Source organism: Streptomyces sp. GQ60 (assembly GCF_059758875.1).
The window spans coordinates 1-15,410 of record NZ_JCAXEG010000041.1; the positions used below are offsets into that span (position 1 = coordinate 1).

Genomic DNA, 15,410 nt, shown 5'->3' on the forward strand with positions numbered 1-15,410 from the left:
CTCCAGGCCGGTCATCCCGCCGGTAGCCGGGTAGAGCAGCGCGAATCCGGACAGCGCCGCGACCCCGTTGTACGCGGCCCAGCGCAGCCGCGAGTTCCCGACGAGCGCGACCGCAGCCGCCTCGACCTCGCCCGCCAGCTCCGCCCGCGTCGTCTGACCCCGCAGCGCGCTCACCGTCGCCCTGCCGACCCCGACCTTCTTGGCCTTCTTGCCGTTCTTGCCCTTACCGGGCTTCTTCTTCGCGGCCTTGGCCTTTGGCGCGGCGGCGGCCTCGTCGTCGGCGGCGGGGCCGACAGTGTCGGCCTCGTCGGCGGCGTCGGGGTCCGCCGGCGCGAACTCCGGGTCGGACCAAAGCTCGTCGAGCCAGTCGCTCTCGCGCGCCTCCGGCTCGACCACGTCGAGCTGGACGGGCAGGAGCTGGACCGGCTTGTTCGTGGACCACCACGGCGGCATGCCGCCCGGCTGGCTCACAGCGCACCGCCCTCGACCAGCGCGAGGTACAGGGCGCGGCGTTCGGCCTGCGCCAGGCCCGCCCGGACTCCGGAGACCTGGAAGACGGAGGGGACCTCGGTCATCTCCTGGACCAGGCAGAGCGCGATCAGCGGGCAGCCGTCGCACATCGCGATCGCCTTGCGCTCCTTCGCGAACGGCTTGTTCCCCAGGCCCGAGCAGTCCTCCGGGAAGAAGATCTCCGGGTCGGTGGTCTGGCAGGTCGGAACGACCCCCGGGTCAGCGGCGCGGAGACTACGGCGTGCCAGCCGGTACCGGACGAGCAGCTCGTCGGTCCCGGGCCTGTCGGTGTGCTCCTGAACGTGTGCGGGCATGACGGACCCCCCTCGGGCGAGGCAAAAAGGCAGGTGGAGGCAGCAAGTAGCCACAATCCGCACCGACTTGGGCCGGATCTGTGTCTACACAGAGAGTGCACCCTCGACCACGCCGAAGTCAACTGTGTAGACACAGATGCGCGAAATCGGAGAGGGAGTTACCTTCAGGGGGACGCGACTGCGTACACACAGATCCGACGAAGGAGAGCTGGGAATGCCCGCGACCCGCTACGAGGAGACAGCCGCGCACCTGCGCGGACGCATTGAGGCGGACGACTACCCGCCAGGCAGCCGCCTCCCGTCGGTCCGGGACCTCGTCACGATCTACGACGTAAGTGACGCCACCATCCGCGCAGCCCTGCGCATCCTGGAGTCCGAGGGGCTGATCAAGACCGTCCCCAAGAGCGGGATCGTGGTCCGCGAACGCTCCGGCCGCCGGCGCCTGACCCGCGCCTCGCAGATCTCCCACGACGGGAAGATCTACCGGTTCCCCGCCGCAGCAGCCGAGGGCGAGCCCTGGGTCGCCCACGGGGACCCCTACACCTCCGCCGAGCCCGTGCCCGAGGACGTCGCCGAGGTCTTCGGTCTCGAACCGGGCACGCCCGTGGTCCGGCGCCGCCGCGTCATGTCACCCGAGGGCGAGGAGCCCTGGGACATCATCGACACCTGGATCCCGCCCCGGATCGTGGCCGTGGCCCCGCAGGCCGCCGAGCCTGTGACAGGGAAGGGCGGCTACCTCGCCCGGATCGAGGAGACCGAGCACGGGCCGCTCTCCTGGGAGGAGACCGCCCGCGCCTCCATGCCGACCCGCGAGGAGGCCGAACTCCTCCAGATCTCGTCCCTGATGCCGGTCATGCGGATCTTGCGGATCGGCCTGTCGTCGAAGGACGGCCAGCCCGCCGAGTGCTCCGCCTACGTGATCCCCTCCGACAGGGTCGAGATCCACAGCTCACTCACCCGCGGCCCCTCCGCACGCTGGCCCGTGACCTACTCCTGACCAAGCACCGCGTCCACCACGAAGGCCCGCACCCCACGGTGCGGGTCTTCGCCGTTTCCCCTCACGACAGCCGTCTCCCACGGGAGACACCCCTCAGCTCCCTACACTCATCCATCCCTATAGTTCCCGCGCAAACGGCCCGAATCTGGTCGACCTTCACCGGCCCTGAACTGCGGGAAGTCCGTTTTGTTCCCCAAGTTTTCTCCACCAGTGAGTGGTTGACCTCCTGGTGGACTGCGGGGGAGTGGTCGGCCTAGGTCAGGACACGCCTCCGGCGGCCCTCCGGGGGGCCACCAGTCCCAGAGGGGCCGGGGGCTCGGTGGGGGACTGCGGGCCGGTAATTGGGTCTGTAGAGGGTCGTGGGCGATCCCTCCGCCCTGGACGGCACCGGAGGTCAGCACACCGCCCGCCGGGCCGCCAGGACGCCTACGGCGCCGCTACGCGGTCGGGCTTCGCCCGCTCCCGGCACCCCGACGAACGGCGCGCTCAGGGCAGGCCCTGCCGCCCAGACCGGAGGGACCACCCACTCCGGCCCGCAGTCTGGCGGGGGCGCCGGCCTACTCGCCACGGTCGCCTGCGGGGAGCTCCTTCCCTCCTTCCTTCCCTCCCGGGAAAGAGCCTGGTCACCGTCACGAGCAACTCGTCCCGGACGTTCCGGCTGCGGGGGAGGGAAGGAAGGAACCCGCGGCGAGCGACGCCTACGAGTTCCGACGAGACCCCCGTTCGCCGCCACGGACCCCCCTACCCTGGTCCGGCTGCCTGCCGTGGCCGCACGAAGCGCAGGGGGAGGACGACGTGCCCGAGGACGACGCGAAGGCGGCCGTGACCGCGAAGCGGATCGCGCAGCTGGAGGCCGAACTGCACCGGTGCTCCGCCTCTCTCGCCAACCTTCGCGCCGTACCCGACAGCACCGGACACGCCTACTTTTCCAACCGGATCGAGGAACTCGTCGCGGAGATCGAAGACCTCAAGTCGCCAGCCGAGGACCCGGCACCGCGACGAGAGGGTCCTCCCCTCCACACCGTCCTGATCCTGGCCGGGCTGATCCTGGGCTCCTACGGCCTGGTGCAACGCGCCTGGGCGCAGCTGGTAATCGGCGTCGTACTGGTCGTCGTGTCGCAGCTGGTGAAGCCGAAGGACACCGACACCACCAGCGCCAAGAACGGCTGACTCTCCTCGAGCGCGGCGCCGGCCTACTCGCCGCGAGGGGCGGGCACGTCCTCGTCGCCCTGGTCCTCGAAGAGCAAGCCCTGCCGCTCGTCGTACGCCTCGACCGCCCGGCGCCACCCCGTGGGGTCTATCCCCGGCCGGGCCCCGTCCGCCGCAGGCAGCGGCATGGCGGACGCCGTTATGGCACTGCGCCGGCGGGCCGGGCGAGGCAGCGGAGGCGCAGCGGCCGGGGTGACGACAGGCGCGGCCGCCGGGGGATCGGGCGCGATGGCGGGCGCCGGAATCGCGGGCGGGGCCTGCCCCGACTCCGTTTCGTCAACTGATGATTTGGGGCGCGGCACCCGTTCGTCAGTTGACGAAATGGAACGGTCGTCAGTTGACGAAACGAGGGATGCGGTCACCGCGGCGACTGCGTCAGCGATGCGCTTCTGGGCCTTGCGCTCCCGGTACGCCAGCTCTCGGCAGCCCTGCTTGCAGTACTCCTTGGCCCGGCCGATGCCAGCTTGCTTGACCTCTCCGCCGCACCAGGCGCACAGGCGGGCGCCGTCCGACGCCCGGGGTGTCTCGTAACTCATGGGGCCGACGGTACCCGGGGCCGGGGGCCGAACCGGCCTGTCTGACCTGTCAGGCGACGTCACGGCCTCCCGGATGACCAACCAAGCCCGGTTGGTCGGCAGGCCGTCAGCGGGGCGTACAGCGGCCCGCGCAGGCCGTTGGGCGGCTGCGGGTAGGCCGGTGGCAGGTCGAGGCGGCGACGTCGATCCGGATCACCCCGTCCGCACCTCGATCAGGAAGTCGAGGTCGACGGGCGCGGCCATCACCACCGCGATCCCCGGCGGGTCCGGGGCGAGGCTCGGCCCCGTCGGGTCGACGTCCGCGAAGCGCGGATCGGCCCGGAGGAGTTCCACCAGGAGGTCACGCAGCTCTTCGCAACTCATGCCGTCGACCGTAGCGACGAGCCGCCGGCCCCGCTCCGAGTTGCAAGAGGTGTCACGCCATCGAGGACCAGGAGCACGAGCAGCTGCTCGCCCGGAACGTCGCCACCGTGTTGCACACCTCTGGCACTTCGACGATCCGGAGCCCGCGCAAGCGCCGGCCTTCCCGTCACGCGGACCGGACCCGCTCCGAGTTGCAAGAGATGTCACGCCGCCCGAACGACGCTCGAACGAGATCCCCACACCTATGCATCAAGGCCCGATGGCCCCAATGCGTGCCGCGCGTACCGCGTGCCGTGCGTACCGCGCGTGCACGCGAGAGCCGCCGAAAGCGGCACGACGAGAACTTCCACACCTCATGCACTACGAGTGTTCCTGGTTTCGTCCGTGACGATATTCGCGCGCGCTCACCGACGCCGCTTGAGCTTCTTCCTGCTGCCCTGCGGGCGCGGCGGCGACAGTCGCTCGGCCACCCGCCGGTCGAACCCCTCCTGGTGCTCGCGCACGGCGGCCGCCGTCGCCTCCAGGTCCCGGAGCAGGACCGCGTGGAACGCGTTGAGCCGTCCGTCGCGCACCTGCTGCTGGAGCTGCGCGAGTGCGTGCTGCCACTCGTAGATGTCCTCCGGCAGCCGCACCTTGGACGGGCCGCGGCGCACCGTCGTGCGCGTCAGGGTCTCGGTCCGCTCCACGATCTCGCGCACCGGCTCGGTCGTCCGGCCGCCGTCCTCGACCGGGCGGGCCGCGCGCCGCTGCGCCGTGCGCAGTTCGGATGCCCGCTTGCGGTGGGAATCCCGGCAGTACGTCGGGGGCCGGCCGACGCCCGCGTACAGGATCTGGTCGCCGCACCAGGCGCACGTCGTGGACCGCAGCCGCTCACTCACGACGACCCGCTCGCGCACCACGAGGACGTCGTCGCCGTACTCCTGGTCGTCGCCGTCAAGGCCGGGTATCTGCTCGGAATTCGTCACGGACGAAACCCTAGGCGCACGAAGTGCCAGAGGTGCCCGGCACCTTCACCGTTCCCCACCAGCAGCCCTCAGGACCCCGCCCCTCGACCACCCCGAACAGCGATCACCGCGCCCCGGTACAAGCCGTAGTACAAACCCACACCTAGGCATTCTTCAATTCGTCGGCCCCAACGCGTGCACACGTGCCCGTGCACACCCGTGCACACGCGAGCAGCCTCACGACCCCGACCCCCACCCACAGAAGAAAGTCCGGCCGCTCACCGGCCACGGCGCGGCCGGTGGCCTGCGGACTCAGCGAAGGCCGGCGGACGCACCTTCCCCCCATCCGTCCCCCGATAGTTCCCCGGATAGGTGCCCCGACAGTTCCCCGGATAGATCCCCCCATGTCTCCCCCGCGCGACGGCTGGAGGCCTCGGAATCCGGTACACGTACCGGCGACCTCACCGGCCCCCTGGTGACTCACCAGGGACCTCACCACGACCTCCCCAAGACGTCCTGCAGCGCGCAAATGATCTTGGGTAGTACTCCAGGTATCTACGAAACGTGATCATGGTCCACAGCGTTCAAGATCATCTTGAGTGCTAAGGTATCGTCACCGTCCCGCTGACGACACGGCCGCCCAAGGGCGGCTTTTTTCATGCCCGGAACAGGCCGGAAGTGCAGAGCGAGATAGTGCTCATTGGGACAATGAGCGGCTCCGAAGCAGGGGAGCGAGTTATGGGTCACTGGGCCCAGTAACGGGCGCCCGGGGTCTGACCGGGCACGGTCGGAGCCCCTCCCGGGGAACCACAGAAACCCCGCCCGCCGCCCCCGGCGGGCCGTCGTTACGGTTCCCGTAACGTATAACTTGCTCCGCCCGGAGGGCCCTTCAGGCCGACCGGCAGACTGCCCTGATGAGCACTCCCCGCCGCGTCCTCGGGACCGGTCCGACGACGAGCACCAGGACCACTGCGACGTCGTCCGCCCCGCGGCTTCTCGCCGCCGAGCGAGCCAAGCAGGACGAGCACCAGGCCGACGAGGACGAGCACCAGGCCGTGCAAAAGCTGCGGGGCCGGCGGACGCTCGGGGCCGGGCCCGGATCCTGATTCCGGATACGTTGTCCTGCTCCGGAATCAGGCCCGGGTAAGCCTTAGCCGACCCTGGGTAAGCCCTGCCGCAGCCACTTGCGTTGCCGCTTGTGTTCCCACTTGCGTGCCCGGTCCGCCAGTGGAGAGCGTTCCCGCCGGTCAGACCCCTTGGGTAAGCCCCCCGATGAGCCGTCACACCCCTTCTTCTCGACCTTCGCTGTTGGTGGAGAGGAGATCAGCGGGGTCCGGGGGGTGCAGGCCGAAACAGGGCAGCAAGTTGGTACGGAAGAACAGCTTTCGCTGCCCGACCCGAGGGCAGTCGGGGCGGACACGAGACGACCCCGACCGAGGGCGGTCGGGGTCGAGACGACAACTCCGGGTTGTCGCCGGATGCGGCACGTTCATGGGGCGGCGGGTCAGAGCCCGGGGCGGCGGTACTCCAGGCCGGGGACCATCGTCAGGCTCATGTCGAGGAGCAGCTCGTACGCGAAGTCGTCGGCCTCGTGCGGGCGCTCTTCCTGAAGGGCTTCGCACATCTCGCGGGTCATCCGGTGGCCGTTGATCCGGAGCTTGCCGTCGGGGCCGGCGCGCAGCGAGAGCGCCGGGCCTCCCAGCACGTCCTGCCGCCAGTCACGCGAGGCCGGGCCGGGCCCGTACAGCGCGGTCATCGCCTCGGCGGCGGTCGAGACGGCGTGCACGGTCACCCCGGGCACGGCGTAGTCGTCGCGGCGTCGTCGGTCACGCCGGGCCTGCTTCGCTCGCTTGGCATCGCGTCCCATTCGGGGCCTCCTTCGTCGGTTGGTCAGTCGAGCGGCTGGACGGGGATCGTGCAGTCGAACAGGTGCGTTCCGTAGGGCTGGAGCACCGGGTCGAGGTGTCCGTCGCAGGTGCGGCAGACGGTAGCGGCCACACCGGCCTTCGGGGGCTTGGGCGGCTTGAGGAGCCACACCTTCGTGACCGGCTTCTCATAGGGCTGGGCCTTCGTGCGCTCGGGTCCGTGGCGGAACCGGTCGAAGGCCGCGGCGACGTCGCCCGCGTGCACCGCGTTGACGTCGCGGACCTTCTCGCGGAAGTCCGAGTTCTTCGTGGGCAGGTCTTCCAGCGTCATGCGGGGCTTCACCGGCTTGTACTTCGCGAGCATCTCGGCGGCCAGCTTCTCCGCCCGGATGCGGGCCGTCTTGGCGTTGAGCCGCGCGTACAGGTTCGCCTGCACCTCCTCCAGCTCCTTCGCCGTGGCGATGCGGACGTCGGCGGCCCGCCCGCCGAGCTCCACCACAAGCTCGGCGGCCTGGTCGTAGTCCTGGGCGCCCACGATGTCCTTCAGCTCCAGCTCGGCGTTCAGCTCCACCACGGTGGTGCTCGCGTCGCCGGTGAGGATCACGCCGCCGACCAGGGCCTGGTTCTTCTCCTGCTGGTAGACGAACTCCATGTTCGTCTCGTCGGAGTCGTCGCCGTCGAGCTGGACGTGCCGGCGCAGGCCGCGCGTCCACTCGATCGCGCGGCGTCCGGCCATGGCCTCCTCGTACTCGGCCCACCAGGCCCGGCACTGCGCGACCGTGCCGTAGCCCTCGGCCCGCCGGGGGCTGAGGCCTGCAACCTCGATGTCCCAGAGCCGGAACAGGATCTGGAAGGGGACCATGCTCTTGCGGCCCGCCCGGCCCACCTTGTTGTCCGCCCTGAGCGTCTCCATCGCGGCGCCGCCGACGGCGTCCAGGTCCGCCGAGACCGAGTCGGGGCGCTTCCCGTCCTGGGCCTTGGTCAAGTACTCGATCAGGGCCTTGTCGTTGGCGCTGGTGATGAGCTTGACCATGACGCCGTGGCCCTTGCCCTGGCACTTGCAGCCGCGCTCGTCGCAGTCGGTCGAGGGCTTGAAGTCCGGGTCGGCCTTGGCCATGGCCTCGGTCCACATCTCGCGGAGCCAGTCCTCCCACGCCTGGAGGTCGGCGGCGCTGGGCTTGAAGTACTCGGTGATGGTGCCCTTCGCGGGGGTGCCAACGAGCTTGGCACCGAGGAAGGCCAGGAGGTTCATGTGCGGGTGCCAGCCGTTGGCGAGGGACCGCGTGACCTCCGAGGCGCGGACCATGCCCGCGTAGCCGATGCGGTGGCGGATGCCCTCCTCCTCCTCGCGCACGGAGTGCCCGAAGGAACCGTCCTTGCGCTCCCACCAGGACACCGACTCCGGGCGGCCGTAGAACGCGGGGGCGGTGAGCATGCGCTGGTAGGCGCCGGGCGTTCGGCGCTTGCGGCCGGAGCGGTCGCGCACCGGTGCCCCGGAGGCGTCGGTCATCGCCTCGCCCCACATGGCCGTTCCGAGGTCCGCGAGCTTGTGGTTCTTGTTGTGGCGGGCGGTCAGGATGACGACCGCGAGCATGCCGCCGGCCGCGAGGTGGCGCAGGGCCCCGGTCTTGACCTCCTCGGTGCGGCCCCGGCGGATGCTGGCCGAGCACTCCGGGCAGAACCAGATCCGCCCGCAGCGGACCAGGCCGAGCGTGACGACGTAGCCGCGGCTCGCCTGGGCGTAGATGACGCCGGTGTCCGGGTCGAGGACGCGGACGCCGCAGCCGTTGCAGGCGTCGATCGAGGACGTGCCGTTGAGCGCCTTACGGCCCTGGTAGCGGCGGATCGCCATCTGCGCGACCCGCTCGACCTTGGCGGAGTCGGCCTTCTTCACAGCAGCCTCGACACCGGGCTCCAGGCTCTTGGAAAACTCTGTCAACCCTTTACCTAGGCGTCCCTTTTTGCCACTGGCGCTCTGACCTGCGGTTTCGCCCTGTCGTTTGGCCCTCTGCGAGGCCCTGGAAGCGCGCTTCTTGCACGCCTCGGAACAGAAGACGCGGGGGCGCTTGCCCGGGACGCGGGTGATCGCGGTGCCGCAGTGGCAGCGGGGGCCGGTGAGAGGCTCGGCGGCGGGGCGCTGTGGCGGAACGGCCACGGCATTGCTTACGCTGTTCAACAGCAACGTGTCCTGGTTCTCGGTAGGCGAGATCGGGAGGCGGGCGGTCCGGGGCGGGAACCCTGGGCCGTTGCCACGTGTGGGGGTCGATGATCCCCCATCAGTCACCCGGCGTGCCGGGCGACTCGCGGAACGAGCCCCATCAACCGACAGGCTGGTGGGGCCTTTCTGCGTTTCGAGCCGGGTCTCACGCAGCACGCGGGACCCCATCGGTGTCGATCTTGCCCTGACTCGCGTGCATATTGCGAGCCAGTTGGGGACCGTTCTCCGTCGGCTGAGCCGGGGCGGGCGCGGTGCCGGGGCAGAGGTCGCGGTGCTCCTGGTGGCGAGCGACGAGGAGTTGGACGTCGCGGGCGCCGGCGGCGTGCTCCTCGTGGCCGCAGGCGCAGGCGTACGTGGCGCGCGGGGAGGGAACGGCGGCGATCCACAGGCCGGGGTTGTCCGGGGTGGGCCGGAGAGCGGCTGTGGGGCGGCGTACGGGCACGAGCTGCCTCCGGGGCACCCCCGCGCCGCTGATCATCGTACGGGCGCCAACGGGGGCCGCTGGCCCGCGTTGAACGTTCTCTGATCTGCCCGTTTCCGGCTGCACGCTCTGCTCCCTCGTCGTCGCTCCTATGGACGGAGTGGCCCCCGAATCCGTTACAGCCGCCCCCGGGGCCGTGACCTGCACCTCCTTGTCCAGGGGGTAGTACGCCGGAATCGGGATTCTGTTACGCCCCGCGGCCTCGCACGCGTAGGGCGGTCTCACGGGTTGCACGGATGTTCCTTTTCCCAGGTCAGGGGCTTGCGGCTCTGTCGCACGGTTCGTCTTCACGGAGTCGTTCTACGAGCCGAAGCGGACACCCTCCTGGGACACCGTCACCCGGGGCGGACCGCCTGGCGGGCGCCGGCCTTCCCACGTCCCGCCTGGCGGGTCGAGGAGTTGGTGGGCCGTCCCGCCTGGCGGGACGCGGGGCCGCGGCGACCGGTCGCTCTACGCGTGCGCACGCGAAGGACGGTGCAGAAAGTGCAGAAACCCCGCCTGGCTGCTCTCCTCACCGCCCGTACGGGACGGGCGGATCGGGCAACGGCCAGACGGAGTCAGCCCTGGTCCTGGCCTTCTTCCTCGGCGGGCCAGTGGCCGCCCATGTGGCTGGTCCGCGCGGACACGAGGGCGAGCTCGTCCAGGAGCGGGGCGAGGTGCTGCTTGGCGACGGCGAGCGCGGCCGCGCACTCGGCGGCGGCTTCGCGCGGGTCGGTGTCGTTGTCCATGCGGATCGCGTTCTCGGCGCCGAACCACAGAAGCGCGGTGCGGAGCTGTTCGAGGGTCTGCGGGAGTCGCTCGACTACGGTCCGGAGCGCGTACGCGGCGGCGCCGGCCTCGGACGGGTTGTCGTACGAGTCCTTGTTGAGGGTGCGGTGGTTGAGCGCCCGGATCGCCTCGGCGGCCTCGGTCGCCAGTTCTCCGGGGGTCTTGGTCAGGTCCATGGTGTTCATCCTTCCGGTTCGGTGGTGGTGTTGGTGGAGGTCTCGCCCAGCTCGCCGCGCTGCTCCAGCTCGTCGAGCATCCGGTTGATGACGTCGTGCGCGTCTCGGACCCATACGGGGTCGGAGCTGCTGCTGGGGATCACGGCCCGGTAGCGGGCGATGCGGGCCTTGAGGAACTCGGTGGGGCTCTTCTCGAAGGGGCGGTCTGCCGTCGGCATGCGCTGGGGCCGCTACTGCTCGGCGCCGGCGGGGCCGAAGAATTCCTGCTGGCCCGCCATCGCGGAGATGCCCCGCTTGCGCAAGGCCGCGTACTCGTGGGCGACCCAGGCCGGGGTGGCCCGGCCCTTGAGGAGCTTCACGGCTTCGGCCTGCGGGAGTCCGGTGGTGTACGCGTCGTAAACGACGGTGCGGGCCTGGTCGACGCTGATGGTCTCGCTCATGTCGGTGCCTTCCTCGTGGTGAAGGGTCAGCCGCGGGCGCCGTCGGCGATCCACTGGGCGGCCTCGGCGCGGCGCTTGACGGCGGTGCCGTGCGAGGCTCCGCCGAGGGCTTCCTGGACCGCCTCGATCGGCATCGCGTCCGCGTCACCGTGGTACTGCGTGAGGACGAGCCGGGCGATGTAGCGGGCCTTGCGCTGGACGTCGTTCAGGTTGAGCTGGACCTCGGCGTCACGCGCCGCGTTCTCCGCGTCAACGACTCGGCGGCGTGCGTCAACGGCAGCGAGGCGGTCCTCCTCCGCGGCCCGCTCCAAAGCCAGGGCGCGGCGGTCCACGTCAGCGGCGGCGAGCCGGGCGTCAGCGGTGGCCCGCTCAGCGTCAGCCGCGATCCGGTCCGCGTCAGAGGCGGCCTTCCGGATCTTCGCCGCTTCCAACTTCAGGTCGGCGGCGACCTTCTCGTCTTCGCTCGCCTTCCTGCGGGCGGCGGCCGCGGTCGCGGACTCCAGCGCCTTGGCCTCGGCCTCGGCGGCCGTCTTCGCGGCGGTCGCCTTCGCGGCTGCGGTGGCCTCGGCGGTGGCAACCTCGGCGCCGGCGTTCGCGGCGGTGGTCGCGGTGCGGGCCTCCAGGGTGGTCTGCGCCTCCTTGAGCTTGGCCTCGGCGTCCAGGAGCCGGATCTGCGCCTCGGTAGCGGCGAGCTTGGCGGTCACCGCCCTCTCGTGTTCGGCCGCCTCGTCCTGGATCGCCCGGTCCTTCTCTGCGGCTTCGGCCTGTCGGGCGGCTTCGGCCTCCTGCTCCGGAATGGCCAGCGCCTGAGCTACGGACAGGCCGTAGGCCTCCAGCCGGAAGGGCAGCATCTCGTCGGCCGCCGCGGTCTTGCGCCAGCTCTTGCCGTACTTCTGCTCCAAGCGGGCCGCGTAGATCTCCCGATCCTGGTCCATCTCGACAGCCAGCTCGTACGAGGGGATGCGCCACAGCTTCATGCGGCGCCACAGCTTGAACGTGGCGGGGAGAGCGAGCACCCAGCGGTGGGCGGGCACACTCGCGCCCGTGTGGCCGGCGGCGATGCGGGCGGCCTGGACGACGAGGCGGCGGGCGGCCTCCGCGCTGACGGAGAACAGGAACGGCATGACGCCGTGCGCGAGCGTCTCGGTGGAGAGCACCGCGCCGCCGTGGGCACGGCCGTTGAGGACGATCGTGACCGCAGTCATGCCGTGTCCGGCGATCCGCAGGAACGGCCAGCCGATCCCGCGCTTGACGAGGACCAGGTCCGCGACGAGGAACGCCACGATCGCGCCGTCCACCGCGATCGGGAACCACGCCGCGATGAGGGGGCTGAAGTGCCAGGCCGCCGCTGCGGATCGCAGAGTCGTGTAGGAACCGGCGAAGCCAATGCTGCCGACGAGGAGTCCGCCGAGGGCGGCGACGACGTACAGGCAGGGCATCAGCCAGCGGTCGACGCGAGGCGTACGGGAGGGACGCGGAGACGGGATTGACGCGGTCCGGTCCGGCGCTGACGCGGCCGCAGCAGCTACGTCTGGTCGGGAGTCCAGCATCGTCACGGGGGTCCTCCAGTGGGGCGGTAGGTGGCCCCGGGGCCACCGTGGTTGACGGTGGCCCCGGGGGTGGTGCGGAGTTCGTCCATCCTGCCGGGGAGGAGGGACAGAGCGGGGAGGGTGGGGGGTGGGAGCCTCAGCGGCAGTTCTTGCAGCGGCCGTTCACGGTCTTCTTGTCGGACCAGGTGCCGCAGTGCGCGCACTGCCACAGGTGGCCTAGGGCGCCGGCCAGGCGGGCGAGGGTGGTCACTGCCACCACTTCCTCGCGCCGCTGTCGTCCTGGTCGGTGGTGCCGGTGGCGGCGGTGGGCTTCTCGGCGGCGGGCTCCGTCCAGCCGCCGGTGGCGGGCGAGTAGCCCTTGCCCTGCTGACGCTGCTCGTCGGTCAGGTTCTCGGCGAGCTTCGCCTGGGAGATCGTTCGGCGGAATGCCATGATGTGGGCTCCATCTCTTCTGGGGTGGTGTCGCCCGTCCCGGGGTGCTTGGTAGGTGGCCCGGGGCGGGCATTTCTGCTGTTCGGGGCATCAGCCGCCGCAGGGGAAGATCCCCTCGATGTCGGCGTGGACGTGGCGGACGTACCCGGCCATGGCGCCCCAGCCGCCGCTGTGGGTGCCGGTGGTGATCTGCCGGACCCACACCAGCACGGGGTCCGAGGGGTGGCAGCCCTGGATGCTGGCCTCGTCTTCGGTGCCCATCGCGCCGACGACGGTGCCGTCCGCAGCGCGGAGCAGGAGGCCGCCGGTGCCGTCCTTCGGCGTGAGGTCCACGGTGGGCCCCTCGTAGCGGACGATGCCCGGCGCCGGGGCCTTCTCCGGCATCGCGGTCACGGCCGCGCCGGTGCCGAGGGCGGCGGCGAGGACGGTGCTGGCGACCTTGGTGGCGATGATCATTTGGGTCTCCTTCTGGGGTTGGTCCGGGGTGCTTGGTAGGTGGCCCGGGGCCGGGGTTTTCGTGGACCCGATCCCCTTTCGGGGCGGGTGTCTTGGGCGTGTAGCCGGGCGACGTAGCCCGGCTGTAGCCGGTCGTCGCCGGTTTGTAGAACCGCAGGTGAGACGGCCTGTAGAAGCGCCTACGCGGTGTCCTGGGTGGACCCCTGGGAGGGGTCGGGGGAGAGGGGCTGAACCAGCCGGAGACGGGGCCCCGGCACACCCCCCGCGGCCACCCCGCCGGGCCCCGTGGGAGAGGCCTCGGCGGGGGTCTGGACGGGGGCCGGAGCGGGGGTCTGGGCGGGGGTCTGGGCGGGGGCCGGCGGGGCCTCCCCGACCGGCGACCCGTACATCCGCTGGACCGCTTCCGAGACACTCGTTCCGAGGGCCGCGGCGAGCTGTTCAACCTTCACGCCGTAGTCGACTTCGGACCCGATGGGCCGGATCCCCTTGGGCTGCCGGGTGGACTTCTCGACGGGGACGTTGGAGGCCTCCAGCCAGTCCCGCATCGCCTTCTTGGTCATCTGGCCGGGGGAGAGGATGTGCAGGGCCTCGGCGGAGGCGATCAGGGAGACGACGTGCAGTCCCCCCTTGCCTGCGTAGGTGGCCTCCACGCCCGCCAGTTCCCTGAGGACGTGTTCCATGAGCTGCTGGCCGGGGGAGCGCCCGCTGGTGGTCTCCCCTGCCTCTCCGGCGAGTTCGTCCTCCGGGTCCCCTTCGTCGTAGTCCTCGTAGTCCTCGTCGGCGGGCTCGTAGTCGGCCGGGTCGTCGTTCTCGGGTCCGGGCGCGGGGGGAGGAGCGAGCGCAAGGGCGGCGCCGATCCAGGCCAGTCCCCCGGCGCACAAGATCAGCGGCTGGTGCGGGGCGAGCGCGGCAACGGCGGCCTGGCCGAGGACCATCCACCCCGCGTAGAGGCCGCCGGCGGCAACAACGGTCCCGATCCCGAGGACCCCGAAGGTGTCGAGGCGGCCTCGCACGACCGGGGCGACGGGCGCAGCGGTGGCCTTTTCCGGGTCGGGGCCGTCCTCGTCGTCCTCGTCGTCGGGGTCGAGTCCCTCGGCGGCGCGCTTGCGTCGCCGGGCCTTGGCCGCCTTGGCCTTGGCAGCGGCCCGCTTGCGGGCGGCGGCGTCGGCCTCCTCCTGCTTCTCGGCGGTGGCCGCGACGTCCTGCGCGGCCATGTCCCAGGCCCACTTCGCGACGGCTGGGATGCAGCCGCAGATCCTGCCGCCCAGGATCATCGAGCCAGAGACGAGGGCGCTGAGGTTCAGGGCGACGCCCTGGAGGCGGCTCACAGGGCACCCACCGCGTGCGCGGCCATGAGGATGCCGTTGTGGACGATGCCCCAGATGCCGCCCGCCTGGGAGTAGATGACCCCGGCCCCGATGCCGAGGGCGGACGGGATCCAGAGCTTTTTCCAGTCGAAGAGGAAGATCACGGCCGTCAACGCGAGTGCGGTGCCGCCGAGCGAGATGGAGCCGAAGGTGCCACCGGCGATGAGCGACTTGGGGACCTCCGACACAGCGGTGGAGAGCTGGCTGAGCGCCGTGCCCGCCGTGCCCGAGAGGACACCCACGCCGATGCCCAGGCCGCCGGCCTTGTCACGGTTGAGCTTGATCCGCTTGCTTCCGCGCAGGCCAGCGAGCAGAACGATGGCGCCGGTCAAGGCGATGCCGGAGGTTCCGGCACCACCGACCTTTCCGGCGGCGAGGACCACGTCGGTCGCGATGGTCACGGTGTTCACAGCAGTGCTCCAGGTGCGTAGAGGAGGGACGAGACGGTGACGGTGGCGAGCGGGATGCGGGCGAGCCAGCGCAGCAGCCAGCGGGCTCCGGCGACGCGGGACTCCAGCGCCAGGCAGAGCGCGCCCGCGCCCCCGGCGACGAAGAGCGGTGCGAGGAGGACCGACCACGGTGCGGACCAGGCCAGGCCCTGGGCGATGAGGGGGCCGGTCCCCTGGCCCCAGAGCGCGGCGCCGACTCCGGCGACGAGTCCGGCGAAGGGGCCGAAGAGCCCCTTGAGGGGCCGAGCGAGGCGGTAGGCGGTGTAGGCGCTGACGACCGTGACGACGAAGGCGCCGCAGGCCGGGAGGGCGACGAGGACCTGACCCATCCAGGG

The 15,410-nt window shown here is 71.1% G+C and carries 19 protein-coding genes and 1 pseudogene; 3 read left to right on the forward strand and 17 right to left on the reverse strand.

Features of this window, described 5'->3' with window-relative positions; all coding sequences use genetic code 11:
- Both AC6CKD_RS37465 and AC6CKD_RS37470 read right to left on the reverse strand, forming a co-directional pair.
- The coding region (locus AC6CKD_RS37465) for a hypothetical protein (protein WP_498333834.1) at nt 1-471 on the reverse strand (471 nt) is incomplete at its 3' end.
- A complete protein-coding gene (locus AC6CKD_RS37470; protein ID WP_498333835.1) occupies nt 468-824 on the reverse strand; it encodes a WhiB family transcriptional regulator in 357 nt (118 codons plus the stop codon). The genes AC6CKD_RS37470 and AC6CKD_RS37465, both read right to left, overlap by 4 nt.
- 214 nt (nt 825-1,038) lie before the next feature.
- Here AC6CKD_RS37470 and AC6CKD_RS37475 point away from each other — a divergent pair, with 214 nt between their 5' ends.
- Together AC6CKD_RS37475 and AC6CKD_RS37480 are read left to right on the forward strand one after the other, a co-directional pair.
- On the forward strand, nt 1,039-1,821 hold the full coding sequence (locus AC6CKD_RS37475) for a GntR family transcriptional regulator (RefSeq protein WP_498333837.1): 783 nt from the start codon (nt 1,039-1,041) through the stop codon (nt 1,819-1,821).
- A 795-nt stretch (nt 1,822-2,616) separates the two neighbouring features.
- Nucleotides 2,617-2,991, forward strand: coding sequence for a hypothetical protein (locus AC6CKD_RS37480; RefSeq protein ID WP_498333839.1), 375 nt, complete (start codon nt 2,617-2,619; stop codon nt 2,989-2,991).
- 23 nt (nt 2,992-3,014) lie between these two features.
- Here the strand turns inward: AC6CKD_RS37480 and AC6CKD_RS37485 are convergent, their stop codons facing one another.
- The 3 genes from AC6CKD_RS37485 to AC6CKD_RS37495 form a co-directional block, all read right to left on the reverse strand.
- Nucleotides 3,015-3,566, reverse strand: a complete 552-nt coding sequence (locus AC6CKD_RS37485; protein ID WP_498333841.1) for a hypothetical protein — start codon at nt 3,564-3,566, stop codon at nt 3,015-3,017.
- Between the two features lie 192 nt (nt 3,567-3,758).
- On the reverse strand, nt 3,759-3,929 hold the full coding sequence (locus AC6CKD_RS37490) for a hypothetical protein (protein WP_498333843.1): 171 nt from the start codon (nt 3,927-3,929) through the stop codon (nt 3,759-3,761).
- 404 nt (nt 3,930-4,333) lie between these two features.
- Nucleotides 4,334-4,894, reverse strand: a complete 561-nt coding sequence (locus tag AC6CKD_RS37495) for a hypothetical protein (RefSeq protein WP_498333844.1) — start codon at nt 4,892-4,894, stop codon at nt 4,334-4,336.
- A gap of 893 nt (nt 4,895-5,787) precedes the next feature.
- Between AC6CKD_RS37495 and AC6CKD_RS37500 the strand changes: the two genes are divergently transcribed.
- Nucleotides 5,788-5,979 carry a hypothetical protein gene (locus AC6CKD_RS37500; RefSeq protein ID WP_498333846.1) on the forward strand — a complete coding sequence of 64 codons (192 nt, stop codon included), beginning with the start codon at nt 5,788-5,790 and terminating at the stop codon, nt 5,977-5,979.
- A gap of 398 nt (nt 5,980-6,377) precedes the next feature.
- Here AC6CKD_RS37500 and AC6CKD_RS37505 read toward each other — a convergent pair whose 3' ends face one another.
- The 12 genes and pseudogenes from AC6CKD_RS37505 to AC6CKD_RS37560 all read right to left on the reverse strand — a co-directional run.
- On the reverse strand, nt 6,378-6,740 hold the full coding sequence (locus tag AC6CKD_RS37505; RefSeq protein WP_498333847.1) for a hypothetical protein: 363 nt from the start codon (nt 6,738-6,740) through the stop codon (nt 6,378-6,380).
- A 23-nt stretch (nt 6,741-6,763) separates the two neighbouring features.
- Nucleotides 6,764-8,677 carry a replication protein gene (locus AC6CKD_RS37510; RefSeq protein ID WP_498333849.1) on the reverse strand — a complete coding sequence of 638 codons (1,914 nt, stop codon included), beginning with the start codon at nt 8,675-8,677 and terminating at the stop codon, nt 6,764-6,766.
- Between the two features lie 424 nt (nt 8,678-9,101).
- Complete coding sequence (locus AC6CKD_RS37515) at nt 9,102-9,398, reverse strand: hypothetical protein (protein WP_498333852.1); 297 nt, start codon at nt 9,396-9,398, stop codon at nt 9,102-9,104.
- Nucleotides 9,399-9,994: 596 nt separating this feature from the next.
- Entirely contained in the window at nt 9,995-10,381 is a 387-nt protein-coding gene (locus tag AC6CKD_RS37520) for a hypothetical protein (protein WP_498333854.1), read from the reverse strand.
- Between the two features lie 5 nt (nt 10,382-10,386).
- The gene (locus AC6CKD_RS37525) at nt 10,387-10,599 is read right to left on the reverse strand and encodes a hypothetical protein (RefSeq protein ID WP_498333856.1); all 213 of its coding nucleotides are present in this window, start codon (nt 10,597-10,599) and stop codon (nt 10,387-10,389) included.
- Nucleotides 10,600-10,611: 12 nt separating this feature from the next.
- A complete protein-coding gene (locus AC6CKD_RS37530) occupies nt 10,612-10,821 on the reverse strand; it encodes a hypothetical protein (protein ID WP_498333858.1) in 210 nt (69 codons plus the stop codon).
- A gap of 26 nt (nt 10,822-10,847) precedes the next feature.
- Nucleotides 10,848-12,260: a DUF2637 domain-containing protein gene (locus AC6CKD_RS37535; RefSeq protein ID WP_498333860.1), complete on the reverse strand. Its 1,413-nt coding sequence runs from the start codon at nt 12,258-12,260 to the stop codon at nt 10,848-10,850.
- Between the two features lie 357 nt (nt 12,261-12,617).
- Nucleotides 12,618-12,803: a hypothetical protein gene (locus AC6CKD_RS37540; RefSeq protein WP_498333862.1), complete on the reverse strand. Its 186-nt coding sequence runs from the start codon at nt 12,801-12,803 to the stop codon at nt 12,618-12,620.
- A gap of 90 nt (nt 12,804-12,893) precedes the next feature.
- Nucleotides 12,894-13,259: a hypothetical protein gene (locus AC6CKD_RS37545; RefSeq protein WP_498333863.1), complete on the reverse strand. Its 366-nt coding sequence runs from the start codon at nt 13,257-13,259 to the stop codon at nt 12,894-12,896.
- A gap of 179 nt (nt 13,260-13,438) precedes the next feature.
- Complete coding sequence (locus AC6CKD_RS37550) at nt 13,439-14,587, reverse strand: hypothetical protein (RefSeq protein WP_498333865.1); 1,149 nt, start codon at nt 14,585-14,587, stop codon at nt 13,439-13,441.
- Nucleotides 14,584-15,036, reverse strand: a complete 453-nt coding sequence (locus AC6CKD_RS37555) for a hypothetical protein (protein WP_498333867.1) — start codon at nt 15,034-15,036, stop codon at nt 14,584-14,586. Before AC6CKD_RS37555 ends, AC6CKD_RS37550 begins: the two co-directional genes overlap by 4 nt.
- Nucleotides 15,033-15,410, reverse strand: a pseudogene (locus tag AC6CKD_RS37560) (hypothetical protein); the annotation flags it as partial. The pseudogene AC6CKD_RS37560 and the gene AC6CKD_RS37555, both read right to left, overlap by 4 nt.